Here is a 17,305-nt window from a genome sequence, read left to right on the forward strand (position 1 = left end):
GGGGCTCTCCGCCCCTGCACCCGGACCAGCCAGGGGCTGGACCCAAGCTCGATGAACTGCGCGATGCGCAGTTCATCGAACAGGCCCGGTCAAGACCAGCAGCGACACTGCCAACCGAGACAGCCGCGCTGCGGGTTCGGCTGGCGAACTGGGTTCTTCGTCGGCCTGTTTGAAAACCTGCGCGCTGCGCAGTTTTTCAACCCTGGGTCCAGCGCCTCGCTGGTCCGGGGTCGAGGGGGCGGACAGCCCCCCGCGGGGTCCGGGGCGGCGCCCCGGCGCGGCCCGAGCCCCATGCGGCGCTCAGGGCGCCACGCCGGCCGCTTGCCACACGGCCACCTCGGCGATCTTGGCGTCGACGGCCAGGTCCACGAACCGGAGCTTTGCGTCACGCGCGGAGGTGTAGGCATCCACGAGCTCCAGCACCGCGAGGCGCCCGTCGCTGTAGGCGGCTTCGATTTCGCCGACCATGGCCGCGCTGGAAGCCAGCGCCGATTCTCGATATTTTTCCAGCGCGACGCGGCGCCGGCTCGCGGCGGCGTGCTCGGCGCGGACACGCTGGTCGACTTCGAGCGTGAGGCCGTCCGCGGCGCTCGACCATGCTTGGGCGCGCATGCGCGCGGCGGGGATCCTGCCTTGGCCGCGGTCCAGCGACGGAATCGGGACCGTCACGCCCACGAGGACATCGTATTGCCGCTCGTTGTTCGGGCCGATCCCTTGGCCGACGCCGAGGCCGCCGTAGACCGCGATCCCTGGGAACACCGAGCGCTGGGCGATATCGACCTCCGCCGCTGCGGCGCGCGCGCGGAGCTGCATGGCGTTGACCTCGGCGTTGTGGTTTTTCGCGGCGTCCAGGAAGCTGCTCAGCGACGGCAGGGACGACGATTCGTAGAGATCCATCTTCGGGGCCCCCAGGAGCGCCGAGGCGCCTGGACCAACGGCGACGTCGAAGGCGCCTCGCTCGGTCGCGATCTGCGCTTCGGCCTCCTCGACGGCCGCGCGCGCGTCTGCGACGGCAATGGCCATGCGGGATGCATGATAGCGGGGCGCGAGCCCCCCTGCGACGCGCGCCTCGACGATGCCTCGGGCGCGCTCCACCTGCACGAGGGTCCCCGCGACGACATTCCTCCGCTCGAAGGCGCCCGCGAGCGCGAGGAAGGCCCGGCGCACTTCGAGCGCGAGGCGTGTCCGCGTGGCGCCGGTGTCGGCGTGCGTGGCGTCTCGCTCGAATTCCGCAGCGCGACGCCGCGCCGTCGGCAGGCCACTCGTCTCCAGGAATTGCGTCACGCCGATCTGCCCCGCGCCGAGCAGCGGATCGTACGTGGTGTACCCGAGGGATCGCGCATATTGGATGTTGATCTGCGGATTCGTCCAGACCCCCGCGGCCACGACGTCGTGCGCCGCGGCGCGGCCCGTGGCTTGCGCGGAGACGAGCTGCGGGTGGCGATCGAGGGCCGCGAGCGCCTCGGCCAGCGAGAACCCTGCGGCCGCGGGCGCCTCGCTTGTCGTCGCCACAGCGTCGACGCCGGCCTGCGCGGGCTCCGCCAGGGCCAGGAGGACGAGGCAGGCCCCGGGGACGAGCCCGCGCCGCATGGCAAGCTTCAAGAATCGCATGGGACAACCTCCACCGGCGCCGCGCGGCGTCGGCCTGCATAGGCGACGGGCAAAACGAAGAGAATGGCGGGGATCCCGGCGAGGAGCCCGGCGATGATGGCGATGGCGAAGGGCCTTTGGGTCTCGCTCCCCATCGCATGGGAGAGCGCCGCGGGCAGCAGGCCGAGGAGCGCGAGCGACGTGGTGAGGACGACGGGCCGGAATGCGGTCTCGGCGCCCTCCAGCATCGCGCCGTGGGGGTTCGTCTCCGCGATCTCGTCGATGCGCGAGCATATCAAGACCCCGGCGAGCACGAGTTGCCCGAGGAGCGCAATGCACCCGACGGCGCTGCTCACCGAGAAATTCTCCCCCATGAGCCTTAGCCCCGCGACAGCGCCGACCAGCGCGAGCGGCAGGAACGCGAGGATCATCAACGTCGGCCGAAAGCGCCGGAAGTTCGCGTACAGGATCGCGAGGATCGCGAGCACCGCGAGCGGCAAGGCGATCCCCAGCCTTCGCATCGCGCGCCGCTGGTTCTGGAACTCGCCGCCCCAGCTTATGTACGTCCCCTCCGGCAGCGCGCCCAGCGTGGCCACCGCGCGCTGCCCGTCCTCCACGACGCTCCCGAGATCCCGCCCGCGCACGTTGAATTTCACGGCGACGAAGCGCGAGAAGTCTTCCCGCCATACCGCGGAGCGCCCCGTCCCGAGCTCGATCGTGGCGACCTCGCCGAGCGTCGCGCGGGTCTCCGCGTCTCCCACGATCAGACGTCCGAGCGCGCTCGGATCGGCGCGGACCGCGTCGGGCAGCCGCAGCGCGACGCCATGACGCCGCTCCCCCTCCCATACCTCCGTCGCCACCGCGCCCCCCAGCGCGACCGCGATCGTGCTCTGCACATCGTCGATCGCGAGCCCCCGCCGCGCGATGGCGTCGCGGTGGATGTCGATCCGGAGCTGCGGGTTGTCGCCGGCCATGTAGATCGCGAGATCGGTCACGCCTTGCACCTGGCCGAGCTTCTCGCGGATCTTCTCGGCGAGCTCGGTCGAGCCTTTCAGATCCTCGCCGTGCACCTTGACGACCACCTGGCCAATGATGCCGGAGATGGTCTCGAACACGCGGTCCGTGATCGGCTGCGAGAAGTTGTATTGCACGCCCGGGATCGCGCGGAGGCTCTGGCGTAGCTCGGCCTCCAGCGTGCGCCGGGTCGAGCCGGGGCGCCATTCGGCCTCGGGGCGCAAGGGCACGAAAAACTCGGCGTTGTTCGGGCCCTCGGCCTGCGTGGCGGCCTCGGGCCGGCCGATGTGGGAGAGCACGTCCACCACCTCGGGCACGCGGAGGACCTTCTCGCGGATCCGCCGGACCTGGCTGCGTGTCTCGTCGAGGGAGATGGTCGAGGGGAACGTGGACGTGATATAAAAACCGCCCTCGTTCAGCTCCGGGAGGAACTCCGTGCCGATCCCGCTCGCATACACGGCGCCCCCGATCGCGGCCGCGCCGCTCGCCGCGAGCACCACGAGGCGCATCCGCGCCGCCCGCGCGAGGAGCCGCAAGTAGCTACGCCGCAACCATTGCAGCCATCGTGCGTCCTCCGCGGCGCCGTGCTCCGGCAGTGCGATCGTCTCCAGGGCCGGCACGACGAACGCCGCGCAGGCGAGGGCGCCGAGGAGCGCGAAGGCATAGGTATACGCCATCGGCGCGAAGATCCTCCCCTCGACACGTTCGAGCGAGAAGATGGGCGCGAGCGCCGCGATGATGATCAGCATCGAAAAGATGACGGGCTTGGCGACGCTGCCCGTGGCCCGCTCGATGACGCTCCGTTTGTCCTCTCCCGGCGCCCGTGGGCCATGCATGAAATGCAGCGTCGTCTCGAGCACGATGACCGCGCCGTCGACGATGATCCCGAAATCGATGGCGCCGAGCGAGATGAGGTTCGCCGGCAGGCCCATCAACTTGAGCCCCACGAACGCGGCGAGCAGGCTGAGCGGGATCACCAGGAAAATGAGGAGCGCCCCGCGCAGCGTGCGCAGGAAGAGATAGACCACGGCGACGACGAGCAGCGCGCCCTCGGCCATGTTGCGCTTCACCGTGCCGAGCGTCGCGTCGACGAGGGAGGTCCGATCGTAAAACGCGTCAATCGTGACGCCGCGGGGGAGGACGTCCCGGTTGAGCTGCTCGATGCGCTCCTTCAAGGCTTCGAGGACCACGCTCGGGTTTTGCCCGCGCCGGAGCAGCACGATGCCCTCGACCACCTCGTCCTCGTGCCCTCGGCCCACGGATCCGCGCCGCGGCGTCGATCCCTCGACGACCGTGGCGATGTCCTGCAGGAGCACGGGGACGCCGCCGACCTCGCGCACCACGGCGAGGCCGATGTCGGCCGGCGAGCGCAGGGCGCCGACGCCGCGCACCACGAACTCCTGCGAGCCAATGCCGACATACCCACCGCCTGCATTGGTGTTCGTCTTTTCGAGGGCCTCGTAGACCTCCTGCACCGAGATCCCCGTCGCGGCGAGCCGCGCCGGATCGATGCGTACTTGATATTGCCGCTCGAACCCGCCGAACGTCACGACCTCGGCGACGCCGGGGACCGCGCGCAGGCGCCGCTCCACGACGAAGTCCTGAAGGGCCCGAAGCTCCCGCAAGGGCTTGTCCCCGCGCAGGGTATAGCGGTAAATCTGGCCCACCGGCGTGGCCTGGGGCCCCAGGATGGTCTCGGCGGACGCCGGCAATTCCGCGTCGCGCAGCCGCTCGGCGACCAGCGTGCGCATCTCGAAGTCCGGGGTCCCTTCCTCGAACGTGAGCGTCATCAGGCACAGGCCGAACACGGAGACGGAGCGGATATCGATGAGCCGCGGGGTGCCCGCGACCACGCGCTCGAGCTCCAGCGTGACCTTCTTCTCGACCTCCTCCGCGGCCTGCCCTTGATACACCCCCACGACCTCCACCATCGGATTGGTGACGTCGGGGAACGCCTCGATCGGCAGGCTGCGAAAAGCTTGGACGCCGACGGTCGCGAACAAGGCCGCGAAGGTGACGACGAAGGGCCAGCGGCGGACGGCGAAACGAGCAATGGCTTTGAACATAAGCTTTACAGGATGAGGTCGAGCTCGCCGTCCAGGAGGACCGCATTCGTCGTGACCACGTCGTCGCCTTCGTGCAGGCCCTTCAGGATCTGCACGTCGTCGCCGAGATTCGAGCCGACCTCCACGACGCGCCGTTCGAGCACGCCCGGCTCGACCTGCACGAGCACGACGCGGTCGTCCCTGCGCAGGAGGACGGCCCCGCGCGGCACCACGAGGGTCCGCTCGGCGCCGCGCACCGTCACCTCGACACGCGCGCTCATCTCCGCGCGCAGCCGCGGCTCGTCCGTATTCGGCGCGCACGCCGCCTCGGTCGTATGCGTGCGCCGGTCGACCGCCCGGACTGCGTGCATCACCTTCCCCTCGATGCGCTGGGCGCCGAGGGCGGGGACCGTGAACGCGCAAGGCGCGCCCTCCGCGAGGAGCGGCGCGTCCCGCTCGGGAAACGCGGCCCGGACGACGAGCTTTTTGCCGTCGCCGATGAGGAACGCCGCCTCTTCGTCCTCCGGCGTGACCCGCTCGCCCGGATCGACCGAGCGCGCGAGGAGCTGACCTTCGGCCGTCGCCTTCAATTCGAACGTCTCGCCGGCGCCCGCGGCCACGCCTGCCGCGCTGAGCGAGAGCCGCGTCCCCTGCAATTCGGCCTTGGCCGTCGAATACCTCGCGCGCGCCTCGACGAGGTCCCGGCTCGACGCGGCGCCCTGGTTCACGAGCTTCTCCAGCCTCTCGACCGCGTCCTTCTCGGCGGAGATCGCAATCGAGAGCCGACCGAGCTCCGAGCGCAGCCGCGCGACTTCGCTGCTGCGGAGCGTGGCGAGGGCCTGCCCGGCCTGGATGTCGCTCCCCACGGCGACGTGGACACGCTCCACGAAGGCCGGAAAGGGGACACGCACGGCGTAGGAGGCGTTCGGCGCGAACGCCACGCGCCCGAAGCCCTGGAGCTTCGCCTGGATGTCGCTCGCGCGTGCGGGCGCGAAGTGGAACTGGGCGACGAGGTCTTCGCGAATCCGCAGGCGCCCGGATTCGAGGGCCTCGTAGGGAGGTTTCACCGTCGCGGGAGAAGGGGGAGCCCCCTTGCCGCAAGAAGTCAACAAGAGCGCGAAGGCGCACGCGATGGCGGAACGTTGCATCGCCTGGACCTATACCCCGACGAAGGACGCGCGCCGTTACGAGCAACTATACGTTTTTGTAATGGTTACGGGCCACGTTAAATCTCCGTAACGATGTCGGCTCCGCTTCCTTCCTGCGCCATGACGTCGGCTCGTCCCCGGCGTCGGGACGCTGGCCCCCACAGACACCGCAGAGTTCCGGTGGGGTAGCATCGCGGTCCGCTTCCATCTTTTCGAGAAAAATCCGCGATTCGCCCGCGCAAGAACGACGATCCACGGCTCCTTTTCGCCCCTGCGATGCGGAGAATGGGCGATGATGCGCCATGACTTCTTCCAAGCTTTGCTTCGCGTCGACCCTGGCGATGCTCGCGGCATCTTTCGTGGTGGCATGCTCGGACACGCCCGAAACCACCGGATCCGGCGGACAAGGCGCCGCCGGCGGGATGGGCGGGGGCGGCGCGGGAGGGAGCGGCGCCGCCGGCGGGGGCGGCCCGGTCATCCCCGCGGAGCACCCGCGGATCTACCTGAACGAGGCGAACCACGCGCGGCTCGGCGCCGCGCTCGCAGCCGCCGAGCCAGCCGCCGTGCGTTTCCGCGACATGGTGGACGGCCACCTGCAGAACGGCAATGTCTACGCGTTCGAGGCGCACTTTGCGGCGCTCCTCGGCGTCCTCACCGGCGAGGCGGCCTATTGCACCTACGCGGTCGACGAAATCGAGGCGCGCGTCACCGCGGAAGAGGCGCTGATCGCCTCCGGCGAGCGCGCCGAGGTGGCCCACGACAGTTATCTCTACATCGGCGAGACCATCGGTGATCTCGCGCTGGTCCACGACTGGTGCTTCGATTCCACCACGCCCGAGCAGCGCGCCCGCTGGCTCACGTATGCCAACCAGGCGGTCTGGAACGTATGGCACCCGGAGGAGGCGAGCTGGGGAGGCGTCTCCTATCCGTGGAGCGGTTGGTCGATCGAGAACCCCTCGAACAACTATTATTACTCCTTCCTGCGCGCGACGATGCTCCTCGGCCTGACGTCTCTCGGCGAGCACGACAGCGCGCAGACGTGGCTCGATACGTTCCGCGTGGCGAAGATCCAGGACGAGCTCGTGCCCACGTTCACGAGTGATCTCCAGGGCGGCGGCTCGCGCGAGGGCACCGGGTACGGCGTGGCGATGAAGAACCTCTTCCGGCTCTACGATCTGTGGGAATCGAGCACGGGCGAGCGGATCTGGGATCTCACGGGCCACACGCGCGCGTCGCTCCCGAGCTTGATCCATTCCACCGTGCCCACCCTCGATCGGATCGCGCCGATCGGCGACCACGCGCGCGACAGCACGGCGGCCCTCTTCGATTACCACCGATCGTACGTGCTGACCCTCTCCCACCTGCTCGGCCCGGACGATCCGCTCACGGACGTGGCGCAGACCTGGCTCGAGAGCTGCTCGGTGCCGCAGATGGAGCAGCGGTTCATGTACATCGACGACTTCCTGTATGCCGCGCCGGCGCACGCGAAGCGCCCCCTCGCGGATTTGCACCCGACGTACCACGCCGCCGGCACGGGGAGCGTCTTCTTCCGGAACGGCTGGGACACGAAGGCGACGTGGGGCGCCTTCATGGCCGGCCCGTTCACGGAGAGCCACGCGCACCGCGATCAGGGCTCGCTGCTGATCTACCAGGGCGAATGGTTGGCGTACGATCAGAACATCCTGTCCCATTCGGGGATCTACCAGAACGAAGAGGCGCACAACCTCGTGCGCGTCGAGCAAAACGGCGCGACGGTCACGATGCAGAATGGCGCGGCGAACCTCGTGGCCCTGCACGATACGCCGCACTTCCTTTATCTGCGCGCGGACATCACGCCCGTCTACGCGGGGAAAGGGGCCGTGGGCCGCGTGGATCGAGAGGTGCTTTTCTTGAAGGGGCCGGGCGCGTTCCTGGTGATGGATCGCGTGGACACGAACGGCGGCGCCCAGGCCGTCTGGCAGCTCAATGCGCCCATCTCACCGACGTCGCTCGGCCCAGGGTGGGCGGTGAGCGGCGCGCAAGGCTCGCTCGAAGTGAGGCCGCTCTTCCCCGCGCTCCCCAGCGGCGAGGTGCTCGCCTGGCCGGCGCTCGAATCGGAAATGAGCGGCGGCTACCGGCTCGACGTCCGCGACCCTGCCGCGGGCGGACAGGCGCGCTTTTTGATGCTGCTCGCCCCGGGCGGCGCCGTTGCGAGCGCGACGCCGACGTCGAGCGCAGGGACGATCGGCGCGAACGTGGCCTTCGACGATGGGACGAGCGTCGAGGTGGCCTTCGGCGAGGATCAGGCGGGCGGTACGTTGAAGCTCACTACGGGTGGAAGCGCCGTGTTCGACGGCCCTCTCCCGGAGGCCGTCGGCACGCTGCCGCTCCTGGCGAACGGGAATTGAGCTGCGCGGCGTCGCGCCGGGGCGCTGCCCCGGACCCCGCGGGGGCTATCCGCCCCTCGACCCGGACCAGGCACGGCCTGGACCAAAAGTGGAAGAACTGCGCGGTGCGCAGTTCTTCCAACGGGCCGGTGGCAAGACCATGAAGGTGGGTTTCAAGCCGGCGACGCGCACGCTGCCGATTGAACCTGCAACGCTGCCGTGTTGGTTGGCAGGGTCGTTTGGGGTCTTGACCCTGGCTGTTCGATGAACTGCGCAAAGCGCAGTTCATCGACCCCGAGTCCAGCGCTTGCGCTGGTCCGGGTCCCGGGGCGGACAGCCCCGGGTGGGGCCTGGGGCAAAGCCCCAGCGCAGCGCCCCCAACATGCTCCCCCCCTTCAGGACGACGCCCCGCGCGGCCCCTCCGGCCGGAGGAACTGCGCGCGGAGCGTCCCCCATTCGTCCTCGGTCATCTCCCAATCCGAATAGAGCGCAATGCCCTGGTAGCTCGCCGGGAGCTTGGGATACGCTTGCAGCGCCGCGTGCGCCCCGGCGAGCGCATTCGGTACATTCTCGACGTCTGCGTGGTGGTAGCCGACGCCCGGGTCGTCATAGGCCGGCAGCCCGAGGAGGACGGGCGTGGTTCCCGCCCAATCGAGCACCTCGCGCGTCCACCGCGTGAAGAGGTCCTTGTAGAGCTTCCCGTTCGCGAGCGCCGTGTCGTACATCATGACCGCGAGCTGATCCACGCGCTGCGCGACCTCGCGAAAATACGCTTCGTCCCAGTGGATGTCGTTGAAGGGGTGCAGGATCGTCGTCGGCGGGTACGCGGCGACCGACAACAATTTCCCTTTTGGCAACCCCGCGCGAAGCTCGTCGAGCAGCGTCAAATACGGCGCATGGCCGCTCGGGCAGGGCTCGATGTTCACGTGGATCCCGGCCATACGCGGGTGGGCGTCGAGGAGCGCGCGGATGGAACGCGCAAACCCCTCGCGCCAGGCGCGATCGCCGGGTCGGGCGGAGACGTCGAGCACGCCGCCCACCCAGGGCATCACGCGAAACCCCTCGAATGCATCGAGGAACCGCTCGGTCTGGGCCGGGTCGTGGGACGCAATGGCCCCCGAGGCCGCAGCGGGGCAGAGGTGCGGGAACACGTCGCGGATCCGGTGGCGGCGGAGAAGCGCCGCGGCCTCGGCGAGCCGTCGTGGATCACGAAACAGCGGCTTCTTCGCCTCTTTGCCATACTGCGTGAACCAGCCGTCGCCGCCGAGCCAGGCGTGCTGCATCCAGATGCCGTTCGTGCCGAGATCGTGGCGGCCGTCCTTCACCGTCGCGCCGGGCGACCACACGACGTAGGCGGCGGTCGACGCGGCCCCGACGACGGCGCAGGCCAGCAGTTGCCGGCGGGTGGAGAGGCGTTTGGACCTGGAAGGGGGCATGGCGCTCGCTCGGCTCCGGCCGGACGAGACTTTGGACGCATGTGCTGCCGTGGACAAGACAAATCCCGCGCGGCATTCGGCGGGGGGCGTCTTCGCGCGCGCGCGTGATTCGGAAGTTGCCGCGACGGGGCGCCGAAGGTATCCATCGCCCCCATGAAACACATCGGCTGGCTGCTCGCGGCGCTGATCCTCTCGAGCGGCTGTACCTCGGCGATCGAACCGTTTCAAGCGGACGGGAGCGATTGCAACGTGGTCTTGAGCGAGACCGCCTGCGCCCCGACGTCGTACTGCGATCCCGGGGACCGCGTGAACGGCGTGTTCCCGCGAAGACACACCTACGGGCTGCTCCGCGACGGGAGCCACGTGGTCGGCACCTGCAAGCCGAAGGGCGGCCCCGGCGCGGCGTGCAACAGCCCCGATGCTTGCATCAGCACACGCTGCATGCACAGCCCGACGGAGGCGCCCGAAGCCAAGGGCGCCTGCGAGTAGGCCACGCACGACGAAGCCCTGTCGAGCGCCTCGCCCGAGCTCGATCAGAGGCTCAGCGCAGCGGGGAAGAGAGCTTCTGGATCATGATGCTCGTTCGCGGATACCCCGCCGCGGCGGCGCTGGCCATGACACGCACGACGGCGTGGGCAGGGAGATCCTGGGCGGCAGCAATGAGGATCTCCCCCGGGAAGGGCACGTCGGGACGAATCTGCTGCCAGAGCTCTTTCTTGTTCACGAGCAGCGTACGAAGCGCGTCGAGGGGGGGAGGCTCGCCGGCCTCGACGATCGCGGGCGTCTCGGCCACGAGAACGCCGTCGACGGTGACGTGGCGGGGACCCACGACGAGCAGGGGAGCGTCCACCAGGTCCTCGCCATGGAAGGCCGCCGGCAGCCAAGGCAGGCGCGTGGGGCCGCAGCACTCCCCGGAGGCCGAGAACGCGGGGAGCAGGCCGAACGCGTACCAAGCGAGCGGCAAGATGAAGGCGAGGATGATGGGCGCGCGTACGCCCGGCAGCGTGCGCCACGCACGTGGTGGGCTTTGAAAGAAGCGCAGGGCGATTCGCCGGAGGAGGCGAGGGCCGGGAGGGCGGACGACGTGGGCGTTCGGGGCGGGGCGGCGGCGAAGAAGTCGGATCATGGAGCTGCGTGGTGAGACGACGCGGGCGGGGAAAAATTGGCGCCGACGACGTCGCGACCTTGCCGACGCCGTCGACGCGCGGCGACCCCCTCGGACGTCGCCATCCTGCGCTATCGCCGAAGTGATAACACCACCGGCCCCGCGGACACGTCGCCGCAGGTGAGGGAGACGTCGTCGCAGGCCGAAAGGTTCACGTCGACCACGATGTCCTTGCTCCGGCGGAAGGGCGACGTGCTGGTCGGCATCACGAGGATCAACGTCTCCGTCGGCTCGCCATCACATTCGAGGGCGTCTTCGACGGCGAACCCGTCCACCACCTCGCTCCCGGACCCCTGGGAGAGCTGCACGAGGAGGCTCGTGGACGTGCTGCCTTTCGGGCACGTGTACACGACGGGAATGCCGAGCAGCGCCCCATGCAGGAACTGGCCCTTCTGGCCCATCTCGATCGTGAGCCCCTCCATCGCGCGCGCCGTCCCCGGCAGGAGCGGCAGCGCCGTCCCCACGACGAAAAGCAACGCCACGTTCGTCCCAAGCATCTGTTTCATCTTCATTCCCCCGACGATGTGTATTCGGATCGGGGTGGAGGAACGCAAGCCACGTACACGAAATGGCCGCGCGCGCGGGCGGCATCGTTCCGGACAGCCGCCGCGCGGCCCTTCGAGGCTCAGGCGCGACGTCGCCCGCGCGCAGGCGCGGCGGGCGCTGGATCCGTCGGCAGGGTCGCGCGAAAGTGCGCAACGATGGCATCGATGCGCGGCGAACCACGATTCTCGATCCGGTAGAGCGCATGTGCCGACACGGGGGAGAGCGTCGCCTCCGGCAGGAGCGCGCGCAGGGAACCGGCGGCCAGGGCGTCCTCGACGACGAACCTGGGAACCACGGCCATGCCCACGCCGGCCTCCACCGCCGCGCGAATGCCGAGCATCGTGGCCACACGGAGCTTCGGCGCCAAAGTGACGGCGCGAGTCTCGCCTTCCTCGACGAAATGCACCGTCGCAGAGCTCAAAAGGCCAAGCACCGCCGCGTGGCTCGCAAGCGAATCCACCGTGCGAGGCGTTCCGTGACGACGCAGATAGGCCGGGGACGCGACAAGGACCCGCGCGAACGTCGCGACCGGCAACGCGCCGAGGTTCGTCGTGTCCGGGAGCGCCATGCCGGCGCGCACGGCGATGTCGACGCCTTCGCCCACGAGCTCGGCTTCGCGGTCCTCCAGGCGCATTTCGAGCTCCAGCGCCGGATACGCGTCGAGCAGCGCCGGGAGCGCCGGCACGATCCGCAGCACCCCGAGCGCGACGGACGCGGAGACGACGACACGGCCCCCGATCGCCCGGTCGGGCCGCAGGCTCGCCATCGCGGCGTCGGCCTCGCGCACGAGCCGCGTCGCATGCTCGTGGAAGCGCCTCCCCTCGTCGGTGAGGTGAAGGCTCCGCGTCGTGCGCACGAAGAGCTTCGCGCCGAGCTCCTCTTCGAGCGTGCCGATCTGCCGGCTGATCGCCGCGAGCGAGAGCCCGAGCGACCGCGCCGCCGACGAGAACGAACCAGCTTCGACGATACGAACGAGCGTGCGGGCCCGACCCAGGAAGTCCATGGACCGGATGCTCTGCATCCTTCAGCTTTTTGCAACAGAAGATTGCCATTCCCTCGCCTGCCGGAGGTCGGCCGGCGGGCGCATGCTCTGCGCATCGAAGCCGGACGCGGACCACGAAGACCGCGGGACACAGGCCTCGCTGGAGAGCAAAGATCATGGGCAAGCTGCAGAACAAGGTCGTCCTCGTCACGGGTGGAACCACGGGCATCGGGCTCGCCGCAGCCCGGCTCTTCGCGGCCGAGGGCGCGAAGGTCACCGTCACCGGCTCCAACCCGCAAACCATTGAAGCCGCCCGCAAGGAGCTCTCGGGCATTGCCGAGGTCGTCGCCTCGGACGCCGGGTCGAGCGCGGACATCGCGGCGCTCGCCGCGCGTTTCGCCGCGGAGGGCAAGGGCGTCGACGTCCTCTTCCTCAATGCCGGCGTGGCCAAATTCGGCCCCATCACCTCGCTCGACGAGGCCGCGTTCGACGATTCGTTCCGCATCAACGTGCGGGGCCCCTGGCTTTACATCAAGCACTTCGCGCCGATCCTCCGGCGCGGCGGCGCCATCGTGGTCAACAGCTCGATCAACAATCAACTCGGCATGCCAGGGTCGAGCGTCTATGCGGCCTCGAAGGCGGCGGTTCGGTCGATCGTGCGCGTCGCCGCGGCGGAGCTGGCCGAGGCGGGCATTCGCGTGAACGCCGTGAGCCCAGGCCCGATCGAGACGCCGCTCCATACCAAGCTCGGGTTCCCCGAGGAGGCGCGCAAGGGCTTCGCGCAAGGGCTGATTGCGCAGATCCCGATGCGGCGCTTCGGCACGGCGGACGAGGTGGCGAAGGCGGCCCTTTTCCTCGCGAGTGACGACGCATCCTTCATGACCGGCGAGGAAATCGTGCTCGACGGTGGAATGACCCGGGTTTGACGCCGGCGATCGGCGGCACGCCCTCGGGCCCGGAGACGCCCTTGCCTGCGGGCGCCTTCGTTCCGGACAGCCGCGCGGAAGCCGTCCGTGGCGCGAGTTCTCCGATTGAAGCATGCCTCCCCTTTAGCTACGTTCTCGGGCGACGACCGTGCCGGCGAAGAGCCCGCGCGGATGCGCGGACGAGCACGACGCGCCGGGCCGATCGCTCGGCTTTCAGGAGGATGAAATGGGCCAGGTGGTGATGGACCGAGGGGCGGGGAACGTGACGGGGAGCGGTCCGGGCGCCAATGGGCACGCGGCGACGAAGATCCGGAGCTACGCGCCGGCCACGGGCGAGCTGCTCGGGGAGGTGAAGGTCACCTCCGCCGACGAGGTCAAGCGCGCGGTCGAGCGGGCGCGGCGCGCGCAGGAGGCCTGGGGCGCGCTGCCCGTCGAGGAGCGCTGCGAGCGCGTGCTCCGCTTCCGCGACGCCATCGTCGACCGCGCCGACGAGATCGTCGACCTGCTCGTGCGCGAGTGCGGAAAACCCCGCCACGAGGCCCTGCTGCACGAGGTCATGGTCGCCGCCGACCTGGCGACCTTCTTCGCCAAGGCCGCGCCGCGTGTCCTCGCGCCGCACGAGGTCAAGCTCCACATGTTCAAGCATCGCCGGAGCTTCATCCACTACAAGCCGCGCGGCGTCGTGGCCGTGATCTCGCCCTGGAACTACCCGTTCCAGCTCCCCTTGCGCGACGCCATCATCGCCCTGCTCGCGGGCAACGCCGTCGTCATCAAGCCGAGCGAGGTGACGCCGCTCATCGCGCAGAAGGCGAAGGAGGTCTGGGACAGCGCGGGCCTGCCCGAGGATCTGCTCCAGATCGTCCCCGGCTACGGGCCGACGGGCGCGGCGCTGATCGAGGCGCAGCCCGACTTCGTGATCCTCACGGGCAGCGTCGCCACGGGCCGCAGGGTCGCGGCCGCGTGCGGCGAGCGGCTCATCCCGTGCGTGATGGAGCTCGGCGGCAAGGCCCCGCTCATCGCCTGCGCCGACGCCGACGTCGAGCGCACCGCGCGCGCCATCGTGTTCGGCGGCTTCTCGAACGCCGGCCAGGTCTGCGTCTCCGTCGAGCGCGTCTACGCACACCGCGAGGTCCACGACAAGCTCGTCGATCGCGTCGTCGAGCTGACGAAGGAGCTACGGCAGGGCGATCCGAGCGCGGAGTTCGTCGACGTCGGCGCGATCATCTTCCCGCACCAGATCGACGTGGCCGAGAAGCACATCGCGGACGCGGTTGGCAAGGGCGCCTCGGTGCGCGCGGGCGGCAAGCGGCGCGAGGGGCCGGGGCAGTTCTTCGAGCCGACCGTGATCGACGGCTGCAACCACCAGATGACCGTGATGACCGAGGAGATCTTCGGGCCCATCGTGCCGTTCATGCGCGTCTCGACCGAGGAGGAGGCCCTGCGCCTCGCGAACGACTCGCACCTCGGCCTGAACGCGTACGTCTTCTCGCGCGACCGGGATCACGCGACGCGTCTCGCCGAGCGCGTCGAGGCGGGCAGCGTGCTCGTGAACGACGTGCTCACGAACGGCGGCACGCCCGACACCCCCTTCGGCGGCATCAAGGCGAGCGGCTTCGGCCGCGCGATGGGCGAGGAAGGGCTGCGCGAGATGTGCAACATCAAGCACGTCAGCGTCGAGCGGGTCGGCATGGGGAGCAAGGACCCGCTCTGGTACCCCTACACGGCCCAAAGTTATGGTTGGTTCCGCAAAGGGCTCCGGGCGCTCTTCTCCGGCGGCGGACTCTTGCAGCGCATTGGCGAGATCCTGTAATCAGGTGGCACGCAGGGGCGGTGGATGGGACCGGCTGCCTCACGCCCCCCACCCCGCCCTCCCTCGTGCCGCGCATGAAGTCCTGTCCCACGTGCAGCCTCCGGTATCCGAGCGAGAGCAACGTCTGCTTCGCGGACGGCTCGACGCTCGTCGTGCTCCGCGATCCGTGGCTCGGTAGTACCGTCGGGGGCCGGTACGTGCTCGACGAGCTCATCGGCATCGGCGGCATGGCCTCCGTGTACCGCGCGCGCTTCCTGCTCACGGACCGGCCCTGCGCGGTGAAGCTCCTGAACCCGCAGCTCGCCTCGGACAATACGACGCGCGAGCGCTTCAACCGCGAGGCGAAGCTCGCGCAGCGGCTCGCGCACCCGAACATCATCGAGATCTTCGATCACGGCGACGCGGAGGACGGCACGCCGTTCCTCGTGATGGAGCTGCTCGAAGGCGAGAGCCTCTCGGAGGTCATCGCCGCCGGTCCAGTGCCGATCGCGCGCGCGCTGCCCATCGTCATTCAGATGACGCGCGCGCTCGCGCGCGCCCACGACTTCGAGGTCATCCACCGGGATCTCAAGCCGGAGAACGTCTTCTTGCTCCGGGGCGATCGGGTCAAGCTCCTCGATTTCGGCATCGCGCGCTGCGCGCAGGACGTGCGCCTGACGAACGCGGGCGAGGTGTTCGGCACGCCCGAGTACATGGCCCCCGAGCGCGCGACGTCGTCGGACGCGGGCCCGCCGGCCGATCTCTACGCGCTCGGCGTGATCCTCTTCGAGATGCTCACGCAGCGGCTGCCCTTCGACGCGCCGAGCCCCGCGCAGATCCTGAACAAGCACATGCTGGAGCCGCCGCCGCGCCTCGGCGAGAACCTGCCCGGCGTGCCGCCCGCGCTCGATCACCTCGTCTACGACCTGATGTCGAAGGTGCCCGACGGCCGGCCCGTCGACGCCCACCGGGTGCTCGCGATGCTCCAGGAGGTCAGCGAGGCCGCGCGTATCCCCGCGCCGCCCGATCTCGACGCAGCGCCGCCGCTCGCGCCCCCGCGCCCCACGGCCACGGCCGCGGTGCAGCGCTGGGGCACGCGCGTCGAGATCGTCGAGCGCCTCGTCGGCAAGACCTACGGCGGCGCGCTGCCAGTCGAGGTCGCGCGCACGCTCGAGCAGATGAAGGCCCACGCGAAGGAGCTCGCAGAGCTGCGGACCCGCGGGCTGGAGGAGCAACGCGCGCTCGACACGATCCACCGCGAGTGGAAGGAGGGCCGCTTCCGCCAGGGCAAGGCGATGGACCGGCTCACGGTGGACATCTCGCGGACACGCGAGGAGGCGCGCGCGACCCGGGCCGGCATCGCGCCGCTCGCCGGGGCCGCGCGCTCGTTCGCGCCGCGCGTGCGCGAGGCGCACCGGGAGGTCGTCTTCTGGGAAGGCCGGAGCGGCTTCCGCGAGCCGTACCGCGAGCTCGCAGCCGCGTACCGCGCGCTCGCCGATCTCGTCGACTTCTGGGCAAACGCGCGCCACGCCGAGCTCGAGGTCGAGGCGGCGGCGGTCGAGAAAGAGCGCGCCGTGTCCGAGGTGGACCAGCAAATCCGCGAGCTGCGGCACAGCTTGGTGATCGCGGATCGGGCGATGGAGGATCGCAAGGCGAAGCACTTCCTCGCGCTCGCGGACGTCGGCCGGCGCGCGGAGAAGCTCGAGTTCGAGCTCTTGCGCGCCTCGGGCCGGATCTGCGCGCCGCTGCGGGGCCGGGCCGATCTGGCGCCGCTCTTCGCCGAGCTCGCGGGCAGCACGCCCGCGGCGGCGGCCCCGGCCTGACAGAGCAGTTGGGGATGACGTGACGTTTGTGCGATGATGTCCGTGGAGTGGGAGATCGCGCCGCATTTCGCGCGCGAGCCCGCGAAAGCATGTCGGGCAAGGTCAAGCAGATCATCGACGCCATCGTCGCCCACCGCTCGCGGGGCAACCCGTCGATGGCGGGGTTCGTCCGCGCGAAGCTCATGCTGAAGGGCATCGATCCTTCGAAGCACACGGACACCTCCTCCGACGATCCCGAGGTCCTTCGGAAGCTCGAAGCCCTGGCGCGCGAGCTCGGGGTCGATCTGCCTGGGCCGGGCGCGGGTGTGTCGTGGCGACCGCCGCCGTCCTCGGGCCCGCAACGCTAGGACATCGATCGGTTTGACAACCGCTCGATGTTCTAGCTCTTTTGTCCCGAGGGGGACGCCTCGCGTCCCCCTCTCGCCCGGGCAAAGCCCGGTCGATTCACCCCCCGAGGCGAGCTCGCTTCGCGATC

At 69.8% G+C, this 17,305-nt stretch carries 13 protein-coding genes; 6 read left to right on the forward strand and 7 right to left on the reverse strand.

Annotated elements, in window-relative coordinates:
- Positions 1-300: 300 nt before the first annotated feature.
- Genes E8A74_RS41855 through E8A74_RS41865 form a run of 3 tightly spaced genes read right to left on the reverse strand, consistent with a single transcriptional unit; the run spans position 301 to position 5,797 of the window.
- Positions 301-1,611: a TolC family protein gene (locus E8A74_RS41855; RefSeq protein WP_136934737.1), complete on the reverse strand. Its 1,311-nt coding sequence runs from the start codon at positions 1,609-1,611 to the stop codon at positions 301-303.
- Positions 1,599-4,670 (reverse strand): efflux RND transporter permease subunit, encoded by a 3,072-nt coding sequence (locus tag E8A74_RS41860; protein ID WP_136934738.1) that lies wholly within the window; start codon positions 4,668-4,670, stop codon positions 1,599-1,601. The genes E8A74_RS41855 and E8A74_RS41860 overlap by 13 nt, the downstream gene beginning before the upstream one ends.
- Positions 4,671-4,675: 5 nt before the next feature.
- The gene (locus E8A74_RS41865) at positions 4,676-5,797 is read right to left on the reverse strand and encodes an efflux RND transporter periplasmic adaptor subunit (RefSeq protein ID WP_136934739.1); all 1,122 of its coding nucleotides are present in this window, start codon (positions 5,795-5,797) and stop codon (positions 4,676-4,678) included.
- A gap of 302 nt (positions 5,798-6,099) precedes the next feature.
- Here E8A74_RS41865 and E8A74_RS54330 point away from each other — a divergent pair, with 302 nt between their 5' ends.
- Positions 6,100-8,184 (forward strand): hypothetical protein, encoded by a 2,085-nt coding sequence (locus tag E8A74_RS54330; RefSeq protein WP_211365574.1) that lies wholly within the window; start codon positions 6,100-6,102, stop codon positions 8,182-8,184.
- Positions 8,185-8,558: 374 nt separating this feature from the next.
- Here the strand turns inward: E8A74_RS54330 and E8A74_RS41875 are convergent, their stop codons facing one another.
- A complete protein-coding gene (locus E8A74_RS41875; protein WP_136934740.1) occupies positions 8,559-9,599 on the reverse strand; it encodes a glycoside hydrolase family 18 protein in 1,041 nt (346 codons plus the stop codon).
- Positions 9,600-9,752: 153 nt separating this feature from the next.
- Between E8A74_RS41875 and E8A74_RS41880 the strand changes: the two genes are divergently transcribed.
- Positions 9,753-10,088 (forward strand): hypothetical protein, encoded by a 336-nt coding sequence (locus tag E8A74_RS41880; RefSeq protein WP_136934741.1) that lies wholly within the window; start codon positions 9,753-9,755, stop codon positions 10,086-10,088.
- A 52-nt stretch (positions 10,089-10,140) separates the two neighbouring features.
- Here E8A74_RS41880 and E8A74_RS41885 read toward each other — a convergent pair whose 3' ends face one another.
- The 3 genes from E8A74_RS41885 to E8A74_RS41895 form a co-directional block, all read right to left on the reverse strand.
- Positions 10,141-10,725 (reverse strand): biopolymer transporter ExbD, encoded by a 585-nt coding sequence (locus tag E8A74_RS41885; protein WP_136934742.1) that lies wholly within the window; start codon positions 10,723-10,725, stop codon positions 10,141-10,143.
- 110 nt (positions 10,726-10,835) lie between these two features.
- A complete protein-coding gene (locus E8A74_RS41890) occupies positions 10,836-11,270 on the reverse strand; it encodes a hypothetical protein (protein ID WP_136934743.1) in 435 nt (144 codons plus the stop codon).
- A gap of 119 nt (positions 11,271-11,389) precedes the next feature.
- Positions 11,390-12,313: a LysR family transcriptional regulator gene (locus E8A74_RS41895; RefSeq protein WP_170229778.1), complete on the reverse strand. Its 924-nt coding sequence runs from the start codon at positions 12,311-12,313 to the stop codon at positions 11,390-11,392.
- A 155-nt stretch (positions 12,314-12,468) separates the two neighbouring features.
- On the opposite strand from E8A74_RS41895, the gene E8A74_RS41900 reads away from it, so the two are divergent.
- From E8A74_RS41900 to E8A74_RS41915, 4 genes are all read left to right on the forward strand, one after another.
- Positions 12,469-13,218 carry an SDR family oxidoreductase gene (locus tag E8A74_RS41900; protein WP_136934745.1) on the forward strand — a complete coding sequence of 250 codons (750 nt, stop codon included), beginning with the start codon at positions 12,469-12,471 and terminating at the stop codon, positions 13,216-13,218.
- A 148-nt stretch (positions 13,219-13,366) separates the two neighbouring features.
- Positions 13,367-15,028, forward strand: a complete 1,662-nt coding sequence (locus E8A74_RS41905) for an aldehyde dehydrogenase family protein (RefSeq protein ID WP_232379985.1) — start codon at positions 13,367-13,369, stop codon at positions 15,026-15,028.
- Between the two features lie 74 nt (positions 15,029-15,102).
- Complete coding sequence (locus tag E8A74_RS41910; protein ID WP_136934746.1) at positions 15,103-16,830, forward strand: serine/threonine-protein kinase; 1,728 nt, start codon at positions 15,103-15,105, stop codon at positions 16,828-16,830.
- Positions 16,831-16,919: 89 nt separating this feature from the next.
- Entirely contained in the window at positions 16,920-17,177 is a 258-nt protein-coding gene (locus E8A74_RS41915) for a hypothetical protein (RefSeq protein WP_211365575.1), read from the forward strand.
- Positions 17,178-17,305 lie beyond the last annotated feature (128 nt).

This window comes from Polyangium fumosum (genome assembly GCF_005144585.1).
In the GTDB taxonomy this organism is placed as follows: Bacteria; Myxococcota_A; Polyangia; order Polyangiales; family Polyangiaceae; genus Polyangium; species Polyangium fumosum.

Bases quoted from the DNA above. Each gene is read 5' to 3' on its own strand.
- E8A74_RS41875 (WP_136934740.1), bottom strand. From the start codon at position 9,599: ATGCCCCCTTCCAGGTCCAAACGCCTCTCCACCCGCCGGCAACTGCTG.
- E8A74_RS41860 (WP_136934738.1), bottom strand. From the start codon at position 4,670: ATGTTCAAAGCCATTGCTCGTTTCGCCGTCCGCCGCTGGCCCTTCGTC.
- E8A74_RS41915 (WP_211365575.1), top strand. From the start codon at position 16,920: ATGTCGGGCAAGGTCAAGCAGATCATCGACGCCATCGTCGCCCACCGC.
- E8A74_RS41910 (WP_136934746.1), top strand. From the start codon at position 15,103: ATGAAGTCCTGTCCCACGTGCAGCCTCCGGTATCCGAGCGAGAGCAAC.
- E8A74_RS41895 (WP_170229778.1), bottom strand. From the start codon at position 12,313: ATGGACTTCCTGGGTCGGGCCCGCACGCTCGTTCGTATCGTCGAAGCT.
- E8A74_RS41890 (WP_136934743.1), bottom strand. From the start codon at position 11,270: ATGAAACAGATGCTTGGGACGAACGTGGCGTTGCTTTTCGTCGTGGGG.
- E8A74_RS41885 (WP_136934742.1), bottom strand. From the start codon at position 10,725: ATGATCCGACTTCTTCGCCGCCGCCCCGCCCCGAACGCCCACGTCGTC.
- E8A74_RS54330 (WP_211365574.1), top strand. From the start codon at position 6,100: ATGACTTCTTCCAAGCTTTGCTTCGCGTCGACCCTGGCGATGCTCGCG.
- E8A74_RS41880 (WP_136934741.1), top strand. From the start codon at position 9,753: ATGAAACACATCGGCTGGCTGCTCGCGGCGCTGATCCTCTCGAGCGGC.
- E8A74_RS41865 (WP_136934739.1), bottom strand. From the start codon at position 5,797: ATGCAACGTTCCGCCATCGCGTGCGCCTTCGCGCTCTTGTTGACTTCT.
- E8A74_RS41900 (WP_136934745.1), top strand. From the start codon at position 12,469: ATGGGCAAGCTGCAGAACAAGGTCGTCCTCGTCACGGGTGGAACCACG.
- E8A74_RS41855 (WP_136934737.1), bottom strand. From the start codon at position 1,611: ATGCGATTCTTGAAGCTTGCCATGCGGCGCGGGCTCGTCCCCGGGGCC.